General features: G+C 69.8%; 14 protein-coding genes. 8 read left to right on the top strand and 6 right to left on the bottom strand.

Annotation, left to right across the window (positions count from 1 at the left end; genetic code table 11):
• Positions 1-3: 3 nt before the first annotated feature.
• The 4 genes from OG538_RS27900 to OG538_RS27885 all read right to left on the bottom strand — a co-directional run bounded on the left by OG538_RS27900 (position 4) and on the right by OG538_RS27885 (position 3,717).
• The gene (locus OG538_RS27900) at positions 4-321 is read right to left on the bottom strand and encodes a bifunctional 3-phenylpropionate/cinnamic acid dioxygenase ferredoxin subunit (RefSeq protein WP_073720274.1); all 318 of its coding nucleotides are present in this window, start codon (positions 319-321) and stop codon (positions 4-6) included.
• Positions 321-1,502, bottom strand: coding sequence for a Fe-S cluster assembly protein SufD (gene sufD, locus OG538_RS27895; protein ID WP_406098119.1), 1,182 nt, complete (start codon positions 1,500-1,502; stop codon positions 321-323). The genes OG538_RS27900 and sufD overlap by 1 nt, the downstream gene beginning before the upstream one ends.
• Before the next feature lie 62 nt (positions 1,503-1,564).
• A complete protein-coding gene (gene sufB, locus OG538_RS27890) occupies positions 1,565-2,986 on the bottom strand; it encodes a Fe-S cluster assembly protein SufB (RefSeq protein WP_136328638.1) in 1,422 nt (473 codons plus the stop codon).
• On the bottom strand, positions 2,983-3,717 hold the full coding sequence (locus OG538_RS27885; protein WP_406098117.1) for a helix-turn-helix transcriptional regulator: 735 nt from the start codon (positions 3,715-3,717) through the stop codon (positions 2,983-2,985). Before OG538_RS27885 ends, sufB begins: the two co-directional genes overlap by 4 nt.
• A 136-nt stretch (positions 3,718-3,853) precedes the next feature.
• On the opposite strand from OG538_RS27885, the gene OG538_RS27880 reads away from it, so the two are divergent.
• The 3 genes from OG538_RS27880 (at position 3,854) to OG538_RS27870 (ending at position 6,655) form a co-directional block, all read left to right on the top strand.
• A complete protein-coding gene (locus tag OG538_RS27880) occupies positions 3,854-4,801 on the top strand; it encodes an ABC transporter ATP-binding protein (RefSeq protein ID WP_406098115.1) in 948 nt (315 codons plus the stop codon).
• A complete protein-coding gene (locus OG538_RS27875) occupies positions 4,798-5,565 on the top strand; it encodes an ABC transporter permease (protein WP_406098113.1) in 768 nt (255 codons plus the stop codon). Before OG538_RS27880 ends, OG538_RS27875 begins: the two co-directional genes overlap by 4 nt.
• Before the next feature lie 76 nt (positions 5,566-5,641).
• The gene (locus OG538_RS27870; protein WP_406098111.1) at positions 5,642-6,655 is read left to right on the top strand and encodes a COX15/CtaA family protein; all 1,014 of its coding nucleotides are present in this window, start codon (positions 5,642-5,644) and stop codon (positions 6,653-6,655) included.
• An 89-nt stretch (positions 6,656-6,744) separates the two neighbouring features.
• Here the strand turns inward: OG538_RS27870 and OG538_RS27865 are convergent, their stop codons facing one another.
• Complete coding sequence (locus tag OG538_RS27865) at positions 6,745-7,101, bottom strand: hypothetical protein (RefSeq protein ID WP_219570174.1); 357 nt, start codon at positions 7,099-7,101, stop codon at positions 6,745-6,747.
• Positions 7,102-7,199: 98 nt separating this feature from the next.
• On the bottom strand, positions 7,200-8,147 hold the full coding sequence (locus tag OG538_RS27860; RefSeq protein WP_406098109.1) for a heme o synthase: 948 nt from the start codon (positions 8,145-8,147) through the stop codon (positions 7,200-7,202).
• 473 nt (positions 8,148-8,620) lie between these two features.
• Between OG538_RS27860 and tkt the strand changes: the two genes are divergently transcribed.
• From tkt to pgl, 5 genes are read left to right on the top strand one after another with little or no spacing between them, the layout of a single operon-like run.
• Positions 8,621-10,708 carry a transketolase gene (tkt, locus tag OG538_RS27855; protein ID WP_406098107.1) on the top strand — a complete coding sequence of 696 codons (2,088 nt, stop codon included), beginning with the start codon at positions 8,621-8,623 and terminating at the stop codon, positions 10,706-10,708.
• Positions 10,709-10,742: 34 nt separating this feature from the next.
• Positions 10,743-11,861, top strand: coding sequence for a transaldolase (gene tal / locus OG538_RS27850; protein WP_406098105.1), 1,119 nt, complete (start codon positions 10,743-10,745; stop codon positions 11,859-11,861).
• Positions 11,862-11,866: 5 nt separating this feature from the next.
• A complete protein-coding gene (gene zwf / locus OG538_RS27845; RefSeq protein WP_327711677.1) occupies positions 11,867-13,399 on the top strand; it encodes a glucose-6-phosphate dehydrogenase in 1,533 nt (510 codons plus the stop codon).
• Entirely contained in the window at positions 13,396-14,412 is a 1,017-nt protein-coding gene (opcA, locus tag OG538_RS27840; protein ID WP_406098102.1) for a glucose-6-phosphate dehydrogenase assembly protein OpcA, read from the top strand. Before zwf ends, opcA begins: the two co-directional genes overlap by 4 nt.
• Positions 14,409-15,194 (top strand): 6-phosphogluconolactonase, encoded by a 786-nt coding sequence (pgl, locus tag OG538_RS27835; protein WP_406098100.1) that lies wholly within the window; start codon positions 14,409-14,411, stop codon positions 15,192-15,194. The genes opcA and pgl overlap by 4 nt, the downstream gene beginning before the upstream one ends.
• The last annotated feature ends 30 nt before the right edge of the window (positions 15,195-15,224 follow it).

Genomic DNA, 15,224 nt, shown 5'->3' with positions numbered 1-15,224 from the left:
GACTCAGGACTCCTGGGTGACGGAGACGAGCACATCGTCCCCTTCGATCTTGACGGGGTATACGGGGACGGGGCGCGTCGCGGGAAGGCCGGACGGCTTGCCGGTACGCAGATCGAAACTCGATCCGTGCAGCCAGCACTCGATCATGCAGTCCTCGACCTCGCCCTCGGACAACGAGACGTTCGCGTGCGAGCAGATGTCGTTGATCGCGAACACCTCGCCCTCGGTGCGGACGACGGACACCGGCGTGCCGTCGAGCTCCACCCGCTTCGGGGTGTCGTCCTCCAGCTCGCTCAGCGCGCACGCCTTGACGAAGGCCATCAGACCGACGCCTTCAGCTCGGTCTCGATCTTGTCGAGGAGACGGGCTTCGACGTCAGGCAGGCCGATCTGCTGGACCAGCTCGGCGAAGAAGCCGCGCACGACGAGGCGGCGGGCCTCCTCGGCCGGGATGCCGCGGGACTGGAGGTAGAACAGCTGCTCGTCGTCGAAGCGGCCGGTCGCCGAAGCGTGGCCGGCACCGACGATCTCGCCGGTCTCGATCTCCAGGTTCGGCACCGAGTCGACCCGCGCACCGTCCGTGAGGACCAGGTTGCGGTTCATCTCGTACGTGTCGGTGCCCTCGGCCCTGGCCTGGATGAGCACGTCGCCGATCCATACGGCGTGGGCGCCGTCGCCCTGCAGCGCGCCCTTGTAGGCCACGTTGGACTTGCAGTGCGGGGCGTTGTGGTCGACCAGGAGGCGGTGCTCCTGGTGCTGGCCCTTGTCGGTGAAGTAGAGACCGAAGAGCTCCGCCTCGCCGCCCGGGCCCGCGTAGGCGATCCGCGGGTGCAGCCGGACGAGGTCGCCGCCGAAGGTGACGACGATGGACTTGAAGGAGGCGTCGCGGCCGACCAGGGCGTTGTGCTGACCGACGTGCACGGCCTGCTCGTCCCAGTCCTGGACGGAGACGACGGTCAGCTTCGCACCGTCGCCCAGCACGTAGTCGATGTTGGCGGCGAGCACCGTGTCACCGGTGTGGTCGATGACGACGACGGCCTCGGCGAAGGCGCCCAGCTCGATGACCTGGTGGCCGTAGGCCACACCGCCCTCGCCGTGCACGGCGATCCGGATCGGCTCGGTGAGCACGGCCTCCTTGGCGACGGTCACGACGGAGGCCTGCTCGAAGGACGAGTACGCCTGCGCGGCGACCCGGTCCACCGGCGTACCGGCCCTGCCGAGGCGGGCGTCGTCGCGGCCGACGGTCTCGACCGTGACGCCGGCGGGCGCCTCGACGGCGACCTTCACGCCGCCTCCGTTGGCGACGGCCGTGCCGTCGTGCAGCCCGCGCAGCCGCTCCAGCGGCGTGAACCGCCACTCCTCCTCGCGGCCGTGCGGGACGGGGAAGTCCGCGACGTCGAAGGACGGGGGGGCGCTCATGCGCGTGGCGACGGTCGACTCGGCGGCCACCGCGATGGAGCCGGCGGTCGTCGAACCGGCCGGAATGTTCTGAGCCTCAGCCATGGCTGTCGTAGTGCTCGCTTTCTCAGTCGGACAGATGTCGGGGGGATCCGGTCGTCGGTGTACTAACCGACCGAACCCTCCATCTGGAGCTCGATCAGCCGGTTGAGCTCGAGGGCGTACTCCATCGGGAGCTCCTTCGCGATCGGCTCGACGAAGCCGCGCACGATCATCGCCATCGCCTCGAACTCGGTCATGCCGCGGCTCATCAGGTAGAAGAGCTGGTCCTCGGAGACCTTGGAGACGGTCGCCTCGTGACCCATCGACACGTCGTCCTCGCGGACGTCGACGTAGGGGTAGGTGTCGGAGCGCGAGATCGTGTCGACCAGCAGCGCGTCACAGAGCACGTTGGACTTCGAGCCGGGCGCGCCCTCGCCGATCTCGATGAGACCGCGGTAGGAGGTGCGGCCGCCGCCTCGTGCCACCGACTTGGAGACGATGTTGGACGAGGTGTTCGGAGCCATGTGGACCATCTTGGCGCCGGCGTCCTGGTGCTGGCCCTCGCCCGCGAAGGCGATGGACAGGGTCTCGCCCTTGGCGTGCTCGCCCATCAGGTAGACGGCCGGGTACTTCATGGTGACCTTGGAGCCGATGTTGCCGTCGACCCACTCCATCGTCGCGCCCTCGTAGGCGACGGCGCGCTTGGTCACCAGGTTGTAGACGTTGTTCGACCAGTTCTGGATCGTCGTGTAGCGGCAGCGGCCGCCCTTCTTCACGATGATCTCCACGACCGCGGAGTGCAGGGAGTCCGAGGAGTAGATCGGCGCGGTGCAGCCTTCGACGTAGTGGACGTAGGCGTCCTCGTCGACGATGATCAGCGTCCGCTCGAACTGGCCCATGTTCTCCGTGTTGATACGGAAGTAGGCCTGGAGCGGGATCTCCACGTGCACGCCCTTCGGCACGTAGATGAACGAGCCACCGGACCACACGGCCGAGTTCAGCGAGGCGAACTTGTTGTCACCGACGGGGATGACGGTGCCGAAGTACTCCTTGAAGAGCTCCGGGTGCTCCTTCAGCGCGGTGTCGGTGTCCATGAAGATGACACCCTGCGCCTCCAGCTCCTCGTTGATCTGGTGGTAGACGACCTCGGACTCGTACTGCGCGGCGACACCGGCGACGAGGCGCTGCTTCTCCGCCTCCGGGATGCCGAGCTTGTCGTACGTGTTCTTGATGTCCTCGGGCAGGTCCTCCCAGGACTCCGCCTGCTTCTCCGTCGACCGCACGAAGTACTTGATGTTGTCGAAGTCGATGCCCGACAGGTCCGAGCCCCAGTTCGGCATGGGCTTCTTGCCGAAGAGCTTGAGGCCCTTGAGCCGCAGCTTCAGCATCCACTCGGGCTCGTTCTTCTTCTCCGAGATGTCGCGGACGACGGCCTCGGAGAGGCCGCGCTTGGCCGCTGCGCCTGCCGCGTCGGAGTCGGCCCAGCCGAATTCGTACGTGCCCAGGCCATCGAGCTCAGGGTGGGCAGTCTCCGTAGGGAGCGTCATGCGGGGTTCCTCCCGGCCGTGCTTGCTGAATCGGTGGTCTGTGGGGTGGGGTGGCCACTGCGCGGAATGTACGTCGTGCACACCCCGTCGCCGTGGGCGATGGTGGCCAGACGCTGCACATGGGTCCCCAGGAGGCTGGAGAAGATCTCCGTCTCCGCCTCGCACAGCTGCGGGTACTGCTCGGCGACATGCGCGACCGGGCAGTGGTGCTGACACAGCTGCTCGCCCTGCTGCGGGCCCGGCGCGCTGCGCGCCGTAGCAGCGTACCCGTCGGCGGACAAGGCCTTGGCCAGTGCCTCCGTGCGGGATTCGGGCTCGGCGGCGTCGATCGCCGAGCGGTAGGCGGCCGACTGGTCGGCGACCCTGGCCCGGGCGAACGCCATGACCGCTTCATCGCCCGAGGTCTCGGCGATCCAGCGCAGGGCATCCGCGGCGAGCTTGTCGTAGGACTGGTCGAAGGCGTCGCGGCCGCAGTCCGTCAGGGCGAACACCTTGGCCGGGCGGCCACGGGTCCGTGCCCCGTACACCCGCTGCTCGCGGGCCTCGACGACGTCGTCGGTGACGAGCGCGTCGAGGTGGCGGCGGACGGCGGCCTGGGTGAGGCCCAGGCGCTTCGCCAGGTCGGCGACGGTGGACGGACCGTGGTCCAGGATGGAGCGCGCGACCCGGTTGCGCGTCGAGCGCTCACCGGTCGCGAGTTCCTCCTGCGGAGTCTCGCCCACGTATTTCACAACGCCATTGTTGCGTAATTCATCCGGCCCTGACAACCACGGTCCGGAATGATCACGGGTGGAATCCATCACTTAGGGTCACCTAATCAAGCCCCCGGCCCGGGGTGGCGCGGGCGGCTGCCTAGACTTACCGCCCATGAAGAGCGAGCCCGCCCCACCCCCCTCCGGCCCTGCTGTCCAGGTCCGCGGCCTGGTGAAGCGGTACGGCAGCAGAACCGCGGTGGACGGCCTCGACCTGGACGTCCGGGCCGGCGCGGTCACCGCGGTCCTCGGACCCAACGGCGCGGGCAAGACCACCACGATCGAAACCTGTGAGGGATACCGCCGCCCTGATGACGGGACGGTCCGGGTCCTGGGCCTCGACCCGGTCGCGGACGCGGCACGCCTGCGCCCCCGCATCGGCGTCATGCTCCAGTCCGGCGGCGTCTACTCCGGCGCGCGCGCCGACGAGATGCTGCGCCACATGGCGAAACTGCACGCCCACCCCCTGGACGTGGACGTCCTCATCGAGCGCCTGGGCCTGGGCGGCTGCGGCCGCACCACCTACCGCCGGCTCTCCGGCGGCCAGCAGCAGCGGCTCGCCCTGGCGATGGCCGTCGTGGGCCGCCCTGAGCTGGTCTTCCTGGACGAGCCGACCGCGGGCCTCGATCCGCAGGCCCGCCGCTCCACCTGGGACCTCGTCCGGGAGCTGCGCGCCGACGGCGTGTCCGTCGTCCTCACCACGCACTTCATGGACGAGGCCGAGGAGCTCGCCGACGACGTCGCCATCATCGACGCCGGGCGGCTCCTCGCCCAGGGCAGTCCCGAGGCCCTGTGCCGGGGCGGCGCCGAGAACACCCTGCGTTTCACCGGCCGCCCGGGGCTCGACCTCGGCTCCCTGCTGAAGGCGCTGCCCGACGGCACGGAGGCGGCCGAGCTCGCCACCGGCGCGTACCGCATCACCGGCGACGTCGACCCGCAGCTGCTGGCCACCGTCACCTCCTGGTGCGCGCAGCACGGTGTGATGCCCTCCGGCATCTCCGTCGAGCGCCACACCCTGGAGGACGTCTTCCTCGAACTGACCGGCAAGGAGCTGCGCGCATGAGCGCCGGTACGTACGCCCCCCGGCCGGGCGCGGCCCCACTGCCGCGCATGATCGCCGCGCAGACCGCGCTGGAGACCCGGATGCTGCTGCGCAACGGCGAGCAGCTGCTGTTGACGGTGATCATCCCGACGCTGCTGCTCGTGCTGTTCAGCGCGGTCGACATCGTCGACACCGGGTCGGGCGAGTCGGTCGACTTCCTGACCCCGGGCATCCTCGCCCTCGCCGTGATGTCCACGGCCTTCACCGGCCAGGCCATCGCGACCGGGTTCGAGCGGCGCTACGGCGTGCTCAAGCGGCTGGCGGCGTCGCCGCTCCCCCGCTGGGCACTGATGACCGCCAAGACGCTCGCGGTCCTGGTCACCGAGGTGCTTCAGGTCGTGCTGCTGACCGTGATCGCCTTCGCGCTGGGCTGGTCACCGCACGGCAACCCGTTCGCCGTGGTGCTGCTCCTCGTCCTGGGAACCGCCGCCTTCTCGGGGCTCGGCCTGCTGATGGCCGGGACACTGAAGGCGGAGGCGACGCTGGCCGCCGCCAATCTGGTCTTCCTGCTGCTGCTGGTCGGCGGCGGGGTCATCGTGCCGCTGGAGAAGTTCCCGGACGCGGCGCAGTCGGTGCTGGGTCTGCTGCCGATCGCCGCCCTCTCGGACGGCCTCAGGGACGTGCTGCAGCACGGCGCCACGATGCCCTGGGGCGATCTGGGGATCCTCGCGGTGTGGACGGTGCTGGGGCTGGGCGCGGCGGCGAAGTTCTTCCGCTGGGAGTGAGCCGGCGAGTGCGCTCCGTAGGCGGTTCGGGGTAACTCGTCCCCCTCGTGAAAGCTTGCACAAGCGGCCGCCTACCATGGTGCGCGTGCCCAAGCTGACCCGAGCCGATGTCGCTCAAGCCGTGCGGAACCCGCTCCTCTACATCGCCGAGCGCTGGACGCCGTCCCCCCGGACCGTCCGCCGTGCGGCGATGTCGGCCGTCGTCATGTCCGTCGTCATCGTCGTCACCGGCGGTGCCGTGCGGCTGACCGGTTCCGGCCTCGGCTGCCCGACCTGGCCCAAGTGCACCGACGACAGCCTGACGGCGACCAGCGCGATGGGCTTCCACGGCGCCATCGAGTTCGGCAACCGGATGCTCACGTACGTCCTGTGCGCGGCGGTCGGGTGGGCGATCATCGCCGCCCGGTCCGCCAAGCCGTGGCGCCGCAGCGTCACGCGGCTCGGCTGGACGCAGTTCTGGGTGGTCATGGGCAACGCCGTGCTCGGCGGCGTCGTGGTGCTCGTTGGGCTCAACCCGTACACCGTCGCGGCGCACTTCCTGCTCTCCACCGCGTTGCTCACGATCGCCCTGGTGACGTGGCAGCGGGTCGGTGAGGGCGACACGGCTCCGCGCCCGCTGGTGGGCAAGGCCGTCTCGCAGCTCACCTGGCTGCTGGCGGTCGCGGCGGGTCTGCTGATCGCGGTCGGCACGGTGGTCACGGGGGCCGGGCGGCACGCCGGTGACTCCAGCGACGTCCACCGCATCCCGATCGACTGGAAGATGATCAGCCAGCTGCACGCCGATCTGGCCTGGGTCGTGGTGGCGCTGACCGTCGCGCTCTGGTTCGTCCTGAAGGCCGTCGACGCGCCCGTGGGGCCGCTGCACCGCGCCCGGGACCTGTTCGCGATCCTGATGGCGCAGGGCGTGATCGGGTACGTGCAGTACTTCAACGACACCCCCGAGATCCTGGTCGGGGCTCACATGTTCGGCTCGTGCCTGGTCTGGATCGGTGTGGTCCGCGTCCTGCTGTCGCTGCGCGAGCGGCCGGCGGCCACCGCCCCGCTGCCCGGCCCGGTGGCCGAGCAGCCGGAGCCCGCTGCGGCGGGCTGAGGCCTCACCCCTCACCACGCGTCAGGGGCTCCCCCGCACGGCTTGTACGCCGCCTTGCGGGGGAGCCCCTGATGCGTGGTGGGCCGTTGTCAGGCCTTGTTCGCCGGGCCGCCGATCTGGATGCCTGCCATACGGGTCCACTCGTACGGGCCCGTGTGGACCTTCGCCGCGAACTCGCCGTCGAAGGACTCGTGCATCGTGATCCCGGACTTCTGTGCGGCGCTCTCGGCGACCGCGTACGAGGGGGCGACGAGATCGCCCCAGCCGCCGTCCTCGCCGACGAGGACGATGCGGGTGCCCATCTGCCCGATGTAGGCGAGCTGCCCCTCGGCTCCGCCGTGCGCCTTCGCGAAAGCACCGATCTGCTTGGCCAGCCTGGCCGCCCTGCGCTCCGCGCGCGCCGCCTGCTTGCCGTCCACCTGCTGGGTCTCAGCCGTCTCTGCCATGCACTGGATGCTACCGATGGGTAGGTCGACGTGCGACGGGCGGGGAGCGTGGCGTGGGCCACGGTCCCCGCCCGTCGGCAGGTCGTACGGGATCGGCGCTACCTCAGGAAGGGGTCCACCGCCACGGCGACGAACAGCAGGGACACATAGGTGATCGACCAGTGGAACAGCCGCATCTCCTTGAGCTTCCCGCCGGTCACCCCGGACTTGGCCCGGCTCAGCAGGGCGTGCGCCTCCCAGAGCCAGAAGCCGCCGGTCAGCACAGCCACCGCCGTGTAGAACCAGCCGGTGTAGCCCAGCGGGGTCAGCAGCAGCGAGACGGCCACCATCACCCAGCTGTAGAGGACGATCTGGCGGGCCACCACCCGGTTGGAGGCAATGACCGGAAGCATGGGGACGCCGACCCGTGCGTAGTCGTCCTTCACCTTCATGGACAGCGGCCAGTAGTGCGGCGGCGTCCAGAAGAAGATGACGGCGAAGAGGATCACCGCGGCCCAGGACATCGAGTTGGTCACGGCCGACCAGCCGATGAGCACCGGCATGCAGCCGGCGATGCCGCCCCAGACGATGTTCTGCGAGGTACGGCGCTTCAGGATCATCGTGTACACGACGACGTAGAAGAGCAGAGCGCCGAGCGACAGGGCCGCCGACAGCCAGTTCACCAGCAGACCGAACCAGACCGTCGAGATCACCGCGAGGGCGATACCGAAGGCCAGGCACTCACGCGGGCTCACCATGCCGGTGACCAGCGGGCGCTGCGACGTACGGTCCATCAACGCGTCGATGTCGCGGTCGATGTACATGTTCAGTGCGTTGGCACCGCCGGCGGAGAGGTATCCGCCGATCGTGGTCGTGAGCACGAGCCACAGGTCGGGTACACCCTGAGCGGCCAGGAACATCACCGGAACAGTGGTGATCAGCAACAGCTCGATGATCCGAGGCTTGGTCAGCGCCACGAATGCCTTGACACGGGCCCCGAACGGGCGATGGCCCCCCGGGCTCGGAGTCAAGGCGACCCCTGCGGGTCGGGACTCGACGGCCGTCACGCACACCCCTGACAGAGAAATCCCAGCAAGCTCCGGGAGTGAAGGCCCGGTAGAGACTTGCGCGAACCAGACCACTGTAGACGTTGGGGACAGGCCGCCCTTCGCGGGGGTGGGGTCGTGTTGATGTGGCGCCGGGCGTTGCCCCGGCACACGTGCGAACGCCCGCGCGAGTCCCGGGAAAGGACCGGCCCGCAGCGGCGCGCGCACCGCTCGCACAGGTGTGCTCCAGTGCACTCACCGGAGCCCTCAGGAGTGACCCCGGACGCTCATCGGAGGCCTCAGGGGAGAGCCCGCTCGCTCATCGGAGTGAGCCCATCGGTGAGCCTCCCCGCTCATACGGGAGGCGGATTCGACGGGCCGCCCGCACCCTGGAAGGAGCCGGAAATCACGGGTCCTGACGGGGGTAGGCTCGACAATGCCCGGTGCGGTCAAAGTCACCGGTTTACGACAGTGGAGAGGAGCCCTGACTCAGGGTGAGCACCAAGCCGACCACCACAGACCTCCAGTGGACCGAATTGGACCAGCGGGCCGTGGACACCGTCCGCGTCCTGGCCGCGGACGCCGTACAGAAGGTCGGAAACGGCCACCCGGGTACGGCCATGAGCCTGGCTCCCGCCGCGTACACCATCTTCCAGAAGGTGATGCGGCACGACCCCGCGGACGCGGAGTGGACCGGTCGCGACCGGTTCGTACTCTCGGCGGGCCACACCAGCCTGACCCTCTACATCCAGCTCTACCTGGCCGGCTACGGCCTGGAGCTCGATGACCTGAAGGCCTTCCGCACCTGGGGTTCCAAGACCCCGGGGCACCCGGAGTACGGCCACACCACCGGTGTCGAGACGACGACCGGCCCGCTGGGCCAGGGCGTCGCCAACGCGGTGGGCATGGCCATGGCCGCCCGCTACGAGCGTGGCCTGTTCGACCCGGAGGCGGCCCCCGGCACCTCCCCGTTCGACCACATGGTGTGGGCCATCGCCGGCGACGGCTGCCTCCAGGAGGGCATCTCCGCGGAGGCGTCCTCGCTGGCCGGGCACCAGAAGCTGGGCAACCTGGTCCTGCTGTGGGACGACAACCACATCTCCATCGAGGGCGACACGGAGACCGCGGTCTCCGAGGACACCCTGAAGCGCTACGAGGCGTACGGCTGGCACGTCCAGCGCGTCGACCAGCTGCCCAGCGGTGACCTGGACCCGGCGGGCCTGTACAAGGCCCTGCTGGCCGCCAAGGCCGAGACGGAGCGTCCGTCGTTCATCGCGGCCCGCTCGATCATCGCCTGGCCGGCGCCGCACGCCCAGAACACCGAGGCCGCCCACGGCTCCGCGCTCGGCGACGACGAGGTCGCCGCGACCAAGCGCGTGCTGGGCTTCGACCCGGAGAAGTCCTTCGAGGTCGCCGACGAGGTCATCGCGCACACCCGCGAGGCGCTGGACCGCGGCCGCGAGGCCAAGGCCGAGTGGGAGAAGACGTTCGCCGCCTGGCGCACCGCCAACCCGGAGCGCGCTGCCGAGTTCGACCGGATCTCCGCGGGCGAGCTGCCCGCGGGCTGGGAGGACCAGCTCCCGGTCTTCGAGCCCGGCAAGGGTGTCGCCACCCGTGCCGCCTCGGGCAAGGTGCTCCAGGCACTCGGTGAGATCGTCCCCGAGCTGTGGGGCGGCTCCGCCGACCTCGCGGGCTCGAACAACACCACGATCGACAAGACGTCCTCGTTCCTCCCGGTCGGCAACCAGCTGCCCGGCGCGGACCCGTACGGGCGCACGATCCACTTCGGCATCCGCGAGCACGCCATGGCCGCGGCCATGAACGGCATCGCGCTCCACGGCAACACCCGCATCTACGGCGGCACCTTCCTGGTGTTCTCCGACTACATGCGCAACGCCGTGCGGCTGTCCGCCCTGATGCACCTGCCGGTGACCTACGTGTGGACGCACGACTCGATCGGTCTCGGCGAGGACGGCCCGACCCACCAGCCGGTGGAGCACCTGGCCTCGCTGCGCGCCATCCCGGGCCTGAACGTGGTCCGCCCGGCCGACGCCAACGAGACCTCCATCGCCTGGCGCGAGATCCTGCGCCGCTACACCAAGGTGTTCGGCAAGGGCGCTCCGCACGGTCTGGCGCTGACGCGGCAGGGCGTGCCCACGTACGAGGCGAACGACGAAGCGGCCAAGGGCGGCTACGTGCTCTTCGAGGCCGAGGGCGGCGAGGCCCAGGTCCTGCTGATCGGGACCGGCTCCGAGGTGCACCTCGCCGTCGAGGCGCGCGAGGAACTCCAGGCCGCCGGCATCCCGACCCGTGTGGTGTCGATGCCGTGTGTCGAGTGGTTCGAGGAGCAGGACCAGGCGTACAAGGACAGCGTCCTGCCGCCGTCCGTGAAGGCCCGTGTCGCGGTCGAGGCGGGCATCGGCCTGACCTGGTACCGGTTCGTCGGGGACGCCGGGCGGATCGTCTCGCTGGAGCACTTCGGTGCCTCGGCCGACGCCAAGGTCCTCTTCCGCGAGTTCGGCTTCACCGGCGAGGCCGTCGCGGCCGCCGCCCGGGAATCTCTCGCCGCCGTCACGCGCTGACGCCGTTATACGACTAGTAGGAGATGCAATTCTCATGACAGACGCACTCAAGCGCCTCTCCGACGAGGGCGTGGCGATCTGGCTCGACGACCTTTCGCGCAAGCGGATCACCTCGGGCAACCTGGCCGAGCTGATCGACCAGAGCCACGTCGTGGGTGTCACCACCAACCCCTCGATCTTCCAGAAGGCGATCTCGCACGGCGACGGTTACGAGCCGCAGCTCACCGACCTCGCCACGCGCAAGGTCACCGTGGACGAGGCCATCCGGATGATCACCACGGCGGACGTGCGTGACGCCGCTGACATCCTGCGTCCCGTCTTCGACGCCACCGACGGTCAGGACGGCCGGGTCTCCATCGAGGTCGACCCGCGTCTGGCCCACCACACGGCGGCCACGGTCGCCGAGGCCAAGCAGCTGGCCTGGCTGGTGGACCGGCCGAACACACTCATCAAGATCCCGGCGACGAAGGCCGGCCTGCCGGCGATCACCGAGGTCATCGGCAAGGGCATCAGCGTCAACGTCACGCTGATCTTCTCGCTGGAGCGCTACCGCGAGGTCATGGACGCCTACCTGGCAGGTCTGGAGAAGGCGAAGGCCGCGGGCCTGGACCTGTCCAAGATCCACTCGGTGGCGTCGTTCTTCGTGTCCCGCGTGGACACCGAGATCGACAAGCGGCTCGACGCGATCGGCAGCGACGAGGCCAAGGCCGCGAAGGGCAAGTCCGCGCTCGCCAACGCGCGCCTGGCCTACGAGGCGTACGAGGAGGTCTTCGCCGGTGAGCGCTGGGCCGCCCTCGACAAGGCGCACGCCAACAAGCAGCGTCCGCTGTGGGCCTCCACCGGCGTGAAGGACCCGTCCCTCAAGGACACCCTGTACGTCGTCGACCTCGTCGCCCCGAACACGGTCAACACCATGCCGGAGGCGACTCTGGACGCGGTGGCCGACCACGGCGAGATCACCGGCAACACCGTCGCCGGTGCCTACGACCAGGGCCGTGCCGATCTCGAAGCGATCAAGAAGCTCGGGGTCAGCTACGACGACGTCGTCCAGCTCCTTGAGGACGAGGGCGTCGAGAAGTTCGAAGCCGCCTGGATCGACCTGCTCAACTCGACCGAGGCAGAGCTCAAGCGCCTCGCCCCTTCGGAGGGCTGACCACTTTGTCTGGTGTTCCCGGAGCCAACCCGCTCCGTGACGCCCAGGACCGACGGCTCCCGCGTATCGCGGGGCCGTCGGGCCTGGTCATCTTTGGCGTCACGGGCGATTTGTCCCGTAAAAAGCTGATGCCCGCCGTCTACGATCTGGCCAATCGCGGCCTGCTGCCGCCGGGCTTCTCGCTCATCGGTTTCGCGCGCCGCGAGTGGCAGGACGAGGACTTCGCACAGGAGGTCCACGACGCCGTCAAACAGCATGCCCGCACGGAGTTCCGCGAGGAGGTCTGGCAGCAGCTCATCCAGGGGATGCGCTTCGTCCAGGGCAACTTCGACGACGACGATGCCTTCGAGACCCTGAAGGCGACCATCCAGGAGCTCGATCAGGCGCAGGGGACGGGCGGCAACTTCGCCTTCTACCTCTCCGTGCCGCCGAAGTTCTTCCCCAAGGTCGTCCAGCAGCTCAAGAAGCACGGGCTCGCCGACCAGAAGGAGGGTTCCTGGCGGCGTGCCGTCATCGAGAAGCCCTTCGGTCACGACCTGAAGAGCGCGCAGGAGCTCAACCAGCTCGTGCACGACGTCTTCCCGCCCAACGAGGTCTTCCGGATCGACCACTACCTGGGCAAGGAGACGGTCCAGAACATCCTGGCGCTGCGGTTCGCCAACACGATGTTCGAGCCGATCTGGAATCGTTCGTACGTGGACCACGTCCAGATCACGATGGCCGAGGACATCGGCATCGGTGGCCGGGCCGGCTACTACGACGGCATCGGCGCCGCCCGTGACGTCATCCAGAACCACCTGCTCCAGCTGCTGGCGCTGACCGCGATGGAGGAGCCCGGCTCCTTCCACCCGAAGGCCCTGGTCGCCGAGAAGCTCAAGGTGCTCACCGCCGTGGAGCTCCCCGACGACCTCGGCAAGCACACCGTGCGCGGTCAGTACGCGCACGCGTGGCAGGGCGGCGAGGAAGTCCTCGGCTACCTGGAGGAAGACGGCATCGACCCCAAGTCGAAGACCGACACCTTCGCCGCGATCAAGCTGACGATCAACAACCGCCGCTGGGCGGACGTACCGTTCTACCTCCGCACCGGAAAGCGGCTCGGCCGCAGGGTCACGGAGATCGCGGTCGTCTTCAAGCGCGCCCCGTACCTCCCCTTCGAGTCCGGCGCGACGGAGGAGCTCGGCGGCAACGCCCTGGTCATCCGGGTTCAGCCGGACGAGGGCGTGACCGTACGGTTCGGCTCGAAGGTGCCCGGCACCTCGATGGAGGTCCGGGACGTCACGATGGACTTCGCCTACGGCGAGTCCTTCACCGAGTCCAGCCCGGAGGCCTACGAGCGGCTCATCCTCGATGTGCTGCTCGGCGACGCCAACCTCTTCCCCCGCCACCAGGAGGTCGAACTCTCCTGGAACATCCTCGACCCGATCGAGGAGTACTGGGACAAGCACGGCAAGCCCGCGCAGTACCCGGCGGGCACCTGGGGCCCGGCCGAGGCGGACGAGATGCTCGCACGAGACGGACGGAGCTGGCGCCGGCCATGAAGATCGATCTCACGGAAACCACTTCCAGCAAGATCAACCAGGCGCTGGTGTCGGCCCGTCGTGCCATCGGCACCCCGGCGATCGGCATGGTGCTCACGCTGGTCATCGTCACCGACGAGGAGAACGCCTACGACGCCCTCAAGTCGGCCGGTGACGCCTCGCGCGAGCACCCCTCGCGGATCATCGCGGTGATCAAGCGGGTCAGCCGTTCGCCGCGCAGCCGGCGCGACGCACGGCTGGACGCCGAGGTCCGGGTCGGCTCCGACGCGGGTACCGGTGAGACCGTGGTGCTGCGGCTCCACGGCGAACTCGCCAACCACGCCCAGTCGGTGGTCCTGCCGCTGCTGCTGCCGGATGCCCCGGTCGTGGTGTGGTGGCCCGAGGGGGCGCCCGCCGATCCGGCGAAGGATCCGCTGGGCGCGCTCGCGCAGCGCCGGATCACGGACGCGTACTCGGCTGAGCACCCGAGCGACGAGCTCGCGGTGCGCGCGAAGTCGTACACCCCCGGGGACACGGATCTGTCCTGGACCCGGATCACGCCGTGGCGCTCGATGCTGGCAGCCGCACTCGACCAGCAGGCCGTGGAGGTCGTCTCGGCGACGGTCGAGGGCGAGTCCGAGAACCCGAGCTGCGAGCTGCTGGCCATGTGGCTCGCGGACCGGCTCCAGGTCCCGGTCGAGCGCACCATGTCCGGCGGCCCCGGTCTGACCGCCGTCCGGATGGAGACCAAGTCCGGCACGATCGTGCTGGACCGGGCCGACGGTTCGCTGGCCACGCTCTCCATGGTGGGGCAGCCGGACCGTGCGGTGGCGCTCAAGCGCCGGGAGACCGCGGAGCTGCTCGCCGAGGAGCTGCGCCGGCTCGACCCGGACAACACCTATGAGTCGTCGGTGAAGTTCGGCGTGGAGCGGCTCGGGGAGGCGGCGAAGCCCAAGGCCGCCGCGTCCTCGTCACCGGCCGCGCCGGCTGCCAGGAAGACGGCCGCGCCGGCCAAGAAGGCGGCGTCGAAGTGAGCGTCGTCCCGCAGCTGGTCGTACACCGCGACAAGGAGCTGATGGCGCAGGCCGCGGCGGCCCGGCTGATCACGAAGATCGTGGACGCCCAGGCCGCACGCGGTTACGCCTCGGTGGTGCTCACCGGCGGTCGCAACGGCAACGGCCTGCTGGCCGCACTCGCCGAAGCGCCCGCCCGGGACGCGGTCGACTGGTCGCGGCTCGACCTGTGGTGGGGCGACGAGCGGTTCCTGCCGGAGGGTGATCCGGAGCGCAATGTCACGCAGGCCCGCAAGGCCCTGCTGGACTCGGTGCCGCTGGACCCGTCCCGGGTGCACGCGATGCCCGCGTCGGACGGGCCCCACGGTCAGGACGTCGACGCGGCGGCGGCCGCGTACGCCGCCGAACTGGCCGCCGCGGCCGGTCCGGAGGACCACGGGCCGGTGCCGGAGTTCGACGTCCTGATGCTGGGCGTCGGTCCCGACACCCATGTCGCCTCGCTCTTCCCCGAGCTGCCCGCGGTCCGGGAGACCGAGCGCACCGTGGTGGGTGTGCACGGGGCGCCCAAGCCGCCGCCCGTCCGCGTCTCGCTCACGCTGCCCGCCATCCGGGCGGCGCGCGAGGTGTGGCTGCTCGCCGCGGGCGAGGACAAGGCGGAGGCCGCGGCCATCGCCCTGTCGGGGGCCGGGGAGATCCAGGCCCCGGCGGCGGGTGCGTACGGTCGCAGCCGCACGCTGTGGTTGCTGGACGCGGCGGCGGCCTCGCAGCTGCCGCGCGCCCTGTACCCGCCGGCCTCCGCCTGACCTGTCGTCAGCGGTACTGCCCACCGGCCC

Origin of the sequence: Streptomyces sp. NBC_01013 (assembly GCF_045162765.1) — a bacterium.
GTDB lineage: Bacteria > Actinomycetota > Actinomycetes > Streptomycetales > Streptomycetaceae > Streptomyces.
Note: the sequence above shows the minus strand (reverse complement) of the source record. Positions and strands in the feature narration are given on the sequence as shown.

Coding starts and splice junctions, on each gene's coding strand:
- OG538_RS27900 (WP_073720274.1), bottom strand. CDS start 321: ATGGCCTTCGTCAAGGCGTGCGCGCTGAGCGAGCTGGAGGACGACACC.
- sufD (WP_406098119.1), bottom strand. CDS start 1,502: ATGGCTGAGGCTCAGAACATTCCGGCCGGTTCGACGACCGCCGGCTCC.
- sufB (WP_136328638.1), bottom strand. CDS start 2,986: ATGACGCTCCCTACGGAGACTGCCCACCCTGAGCTCGATGGCCTGGGC.
- OG538_RS27880 (WP_406098115.1), top strand. CDS start 3,854: ATGAAGAGCGAGCCCGCCCCACCCCCCTCCGGCCCTGCTGTCCAGGTC.
- OG538_RS27875 (WP_406098113.1), top strand. CDS start 4,798: ATGAGCGCCGGTACGTACGCCCCCCGGCCGGGCGCGGCCCCACTGCCG.
- OG538_RS27870 (WP_406098111.1), top strand. CDS start 5,642: ATGGTGCGCGTGCCCAAGCTGACCCGAGCCGATGTCGCTCAAGCCGTG.
- OG538_RS27865 (WP_219570174.1), bottom strand. CDS start 7,101: ATGGCAGAGACGGCTGAGACCCAGCAGGTGGACGGCAAGCAGGCGGCG.
- tal (WP_406098105.1), top strand. CDS start 10,743: ATGACAGACGCACTCAAGCGCCTCTCCGACGAGGGCGTGGCGATCTGG.
- opcA (WP_406098102.1), top strand. CDS start 13,396: ATGAAGATCGATCTCACGGAAACCACTTCCAGCAAGATCAACCAGGCG.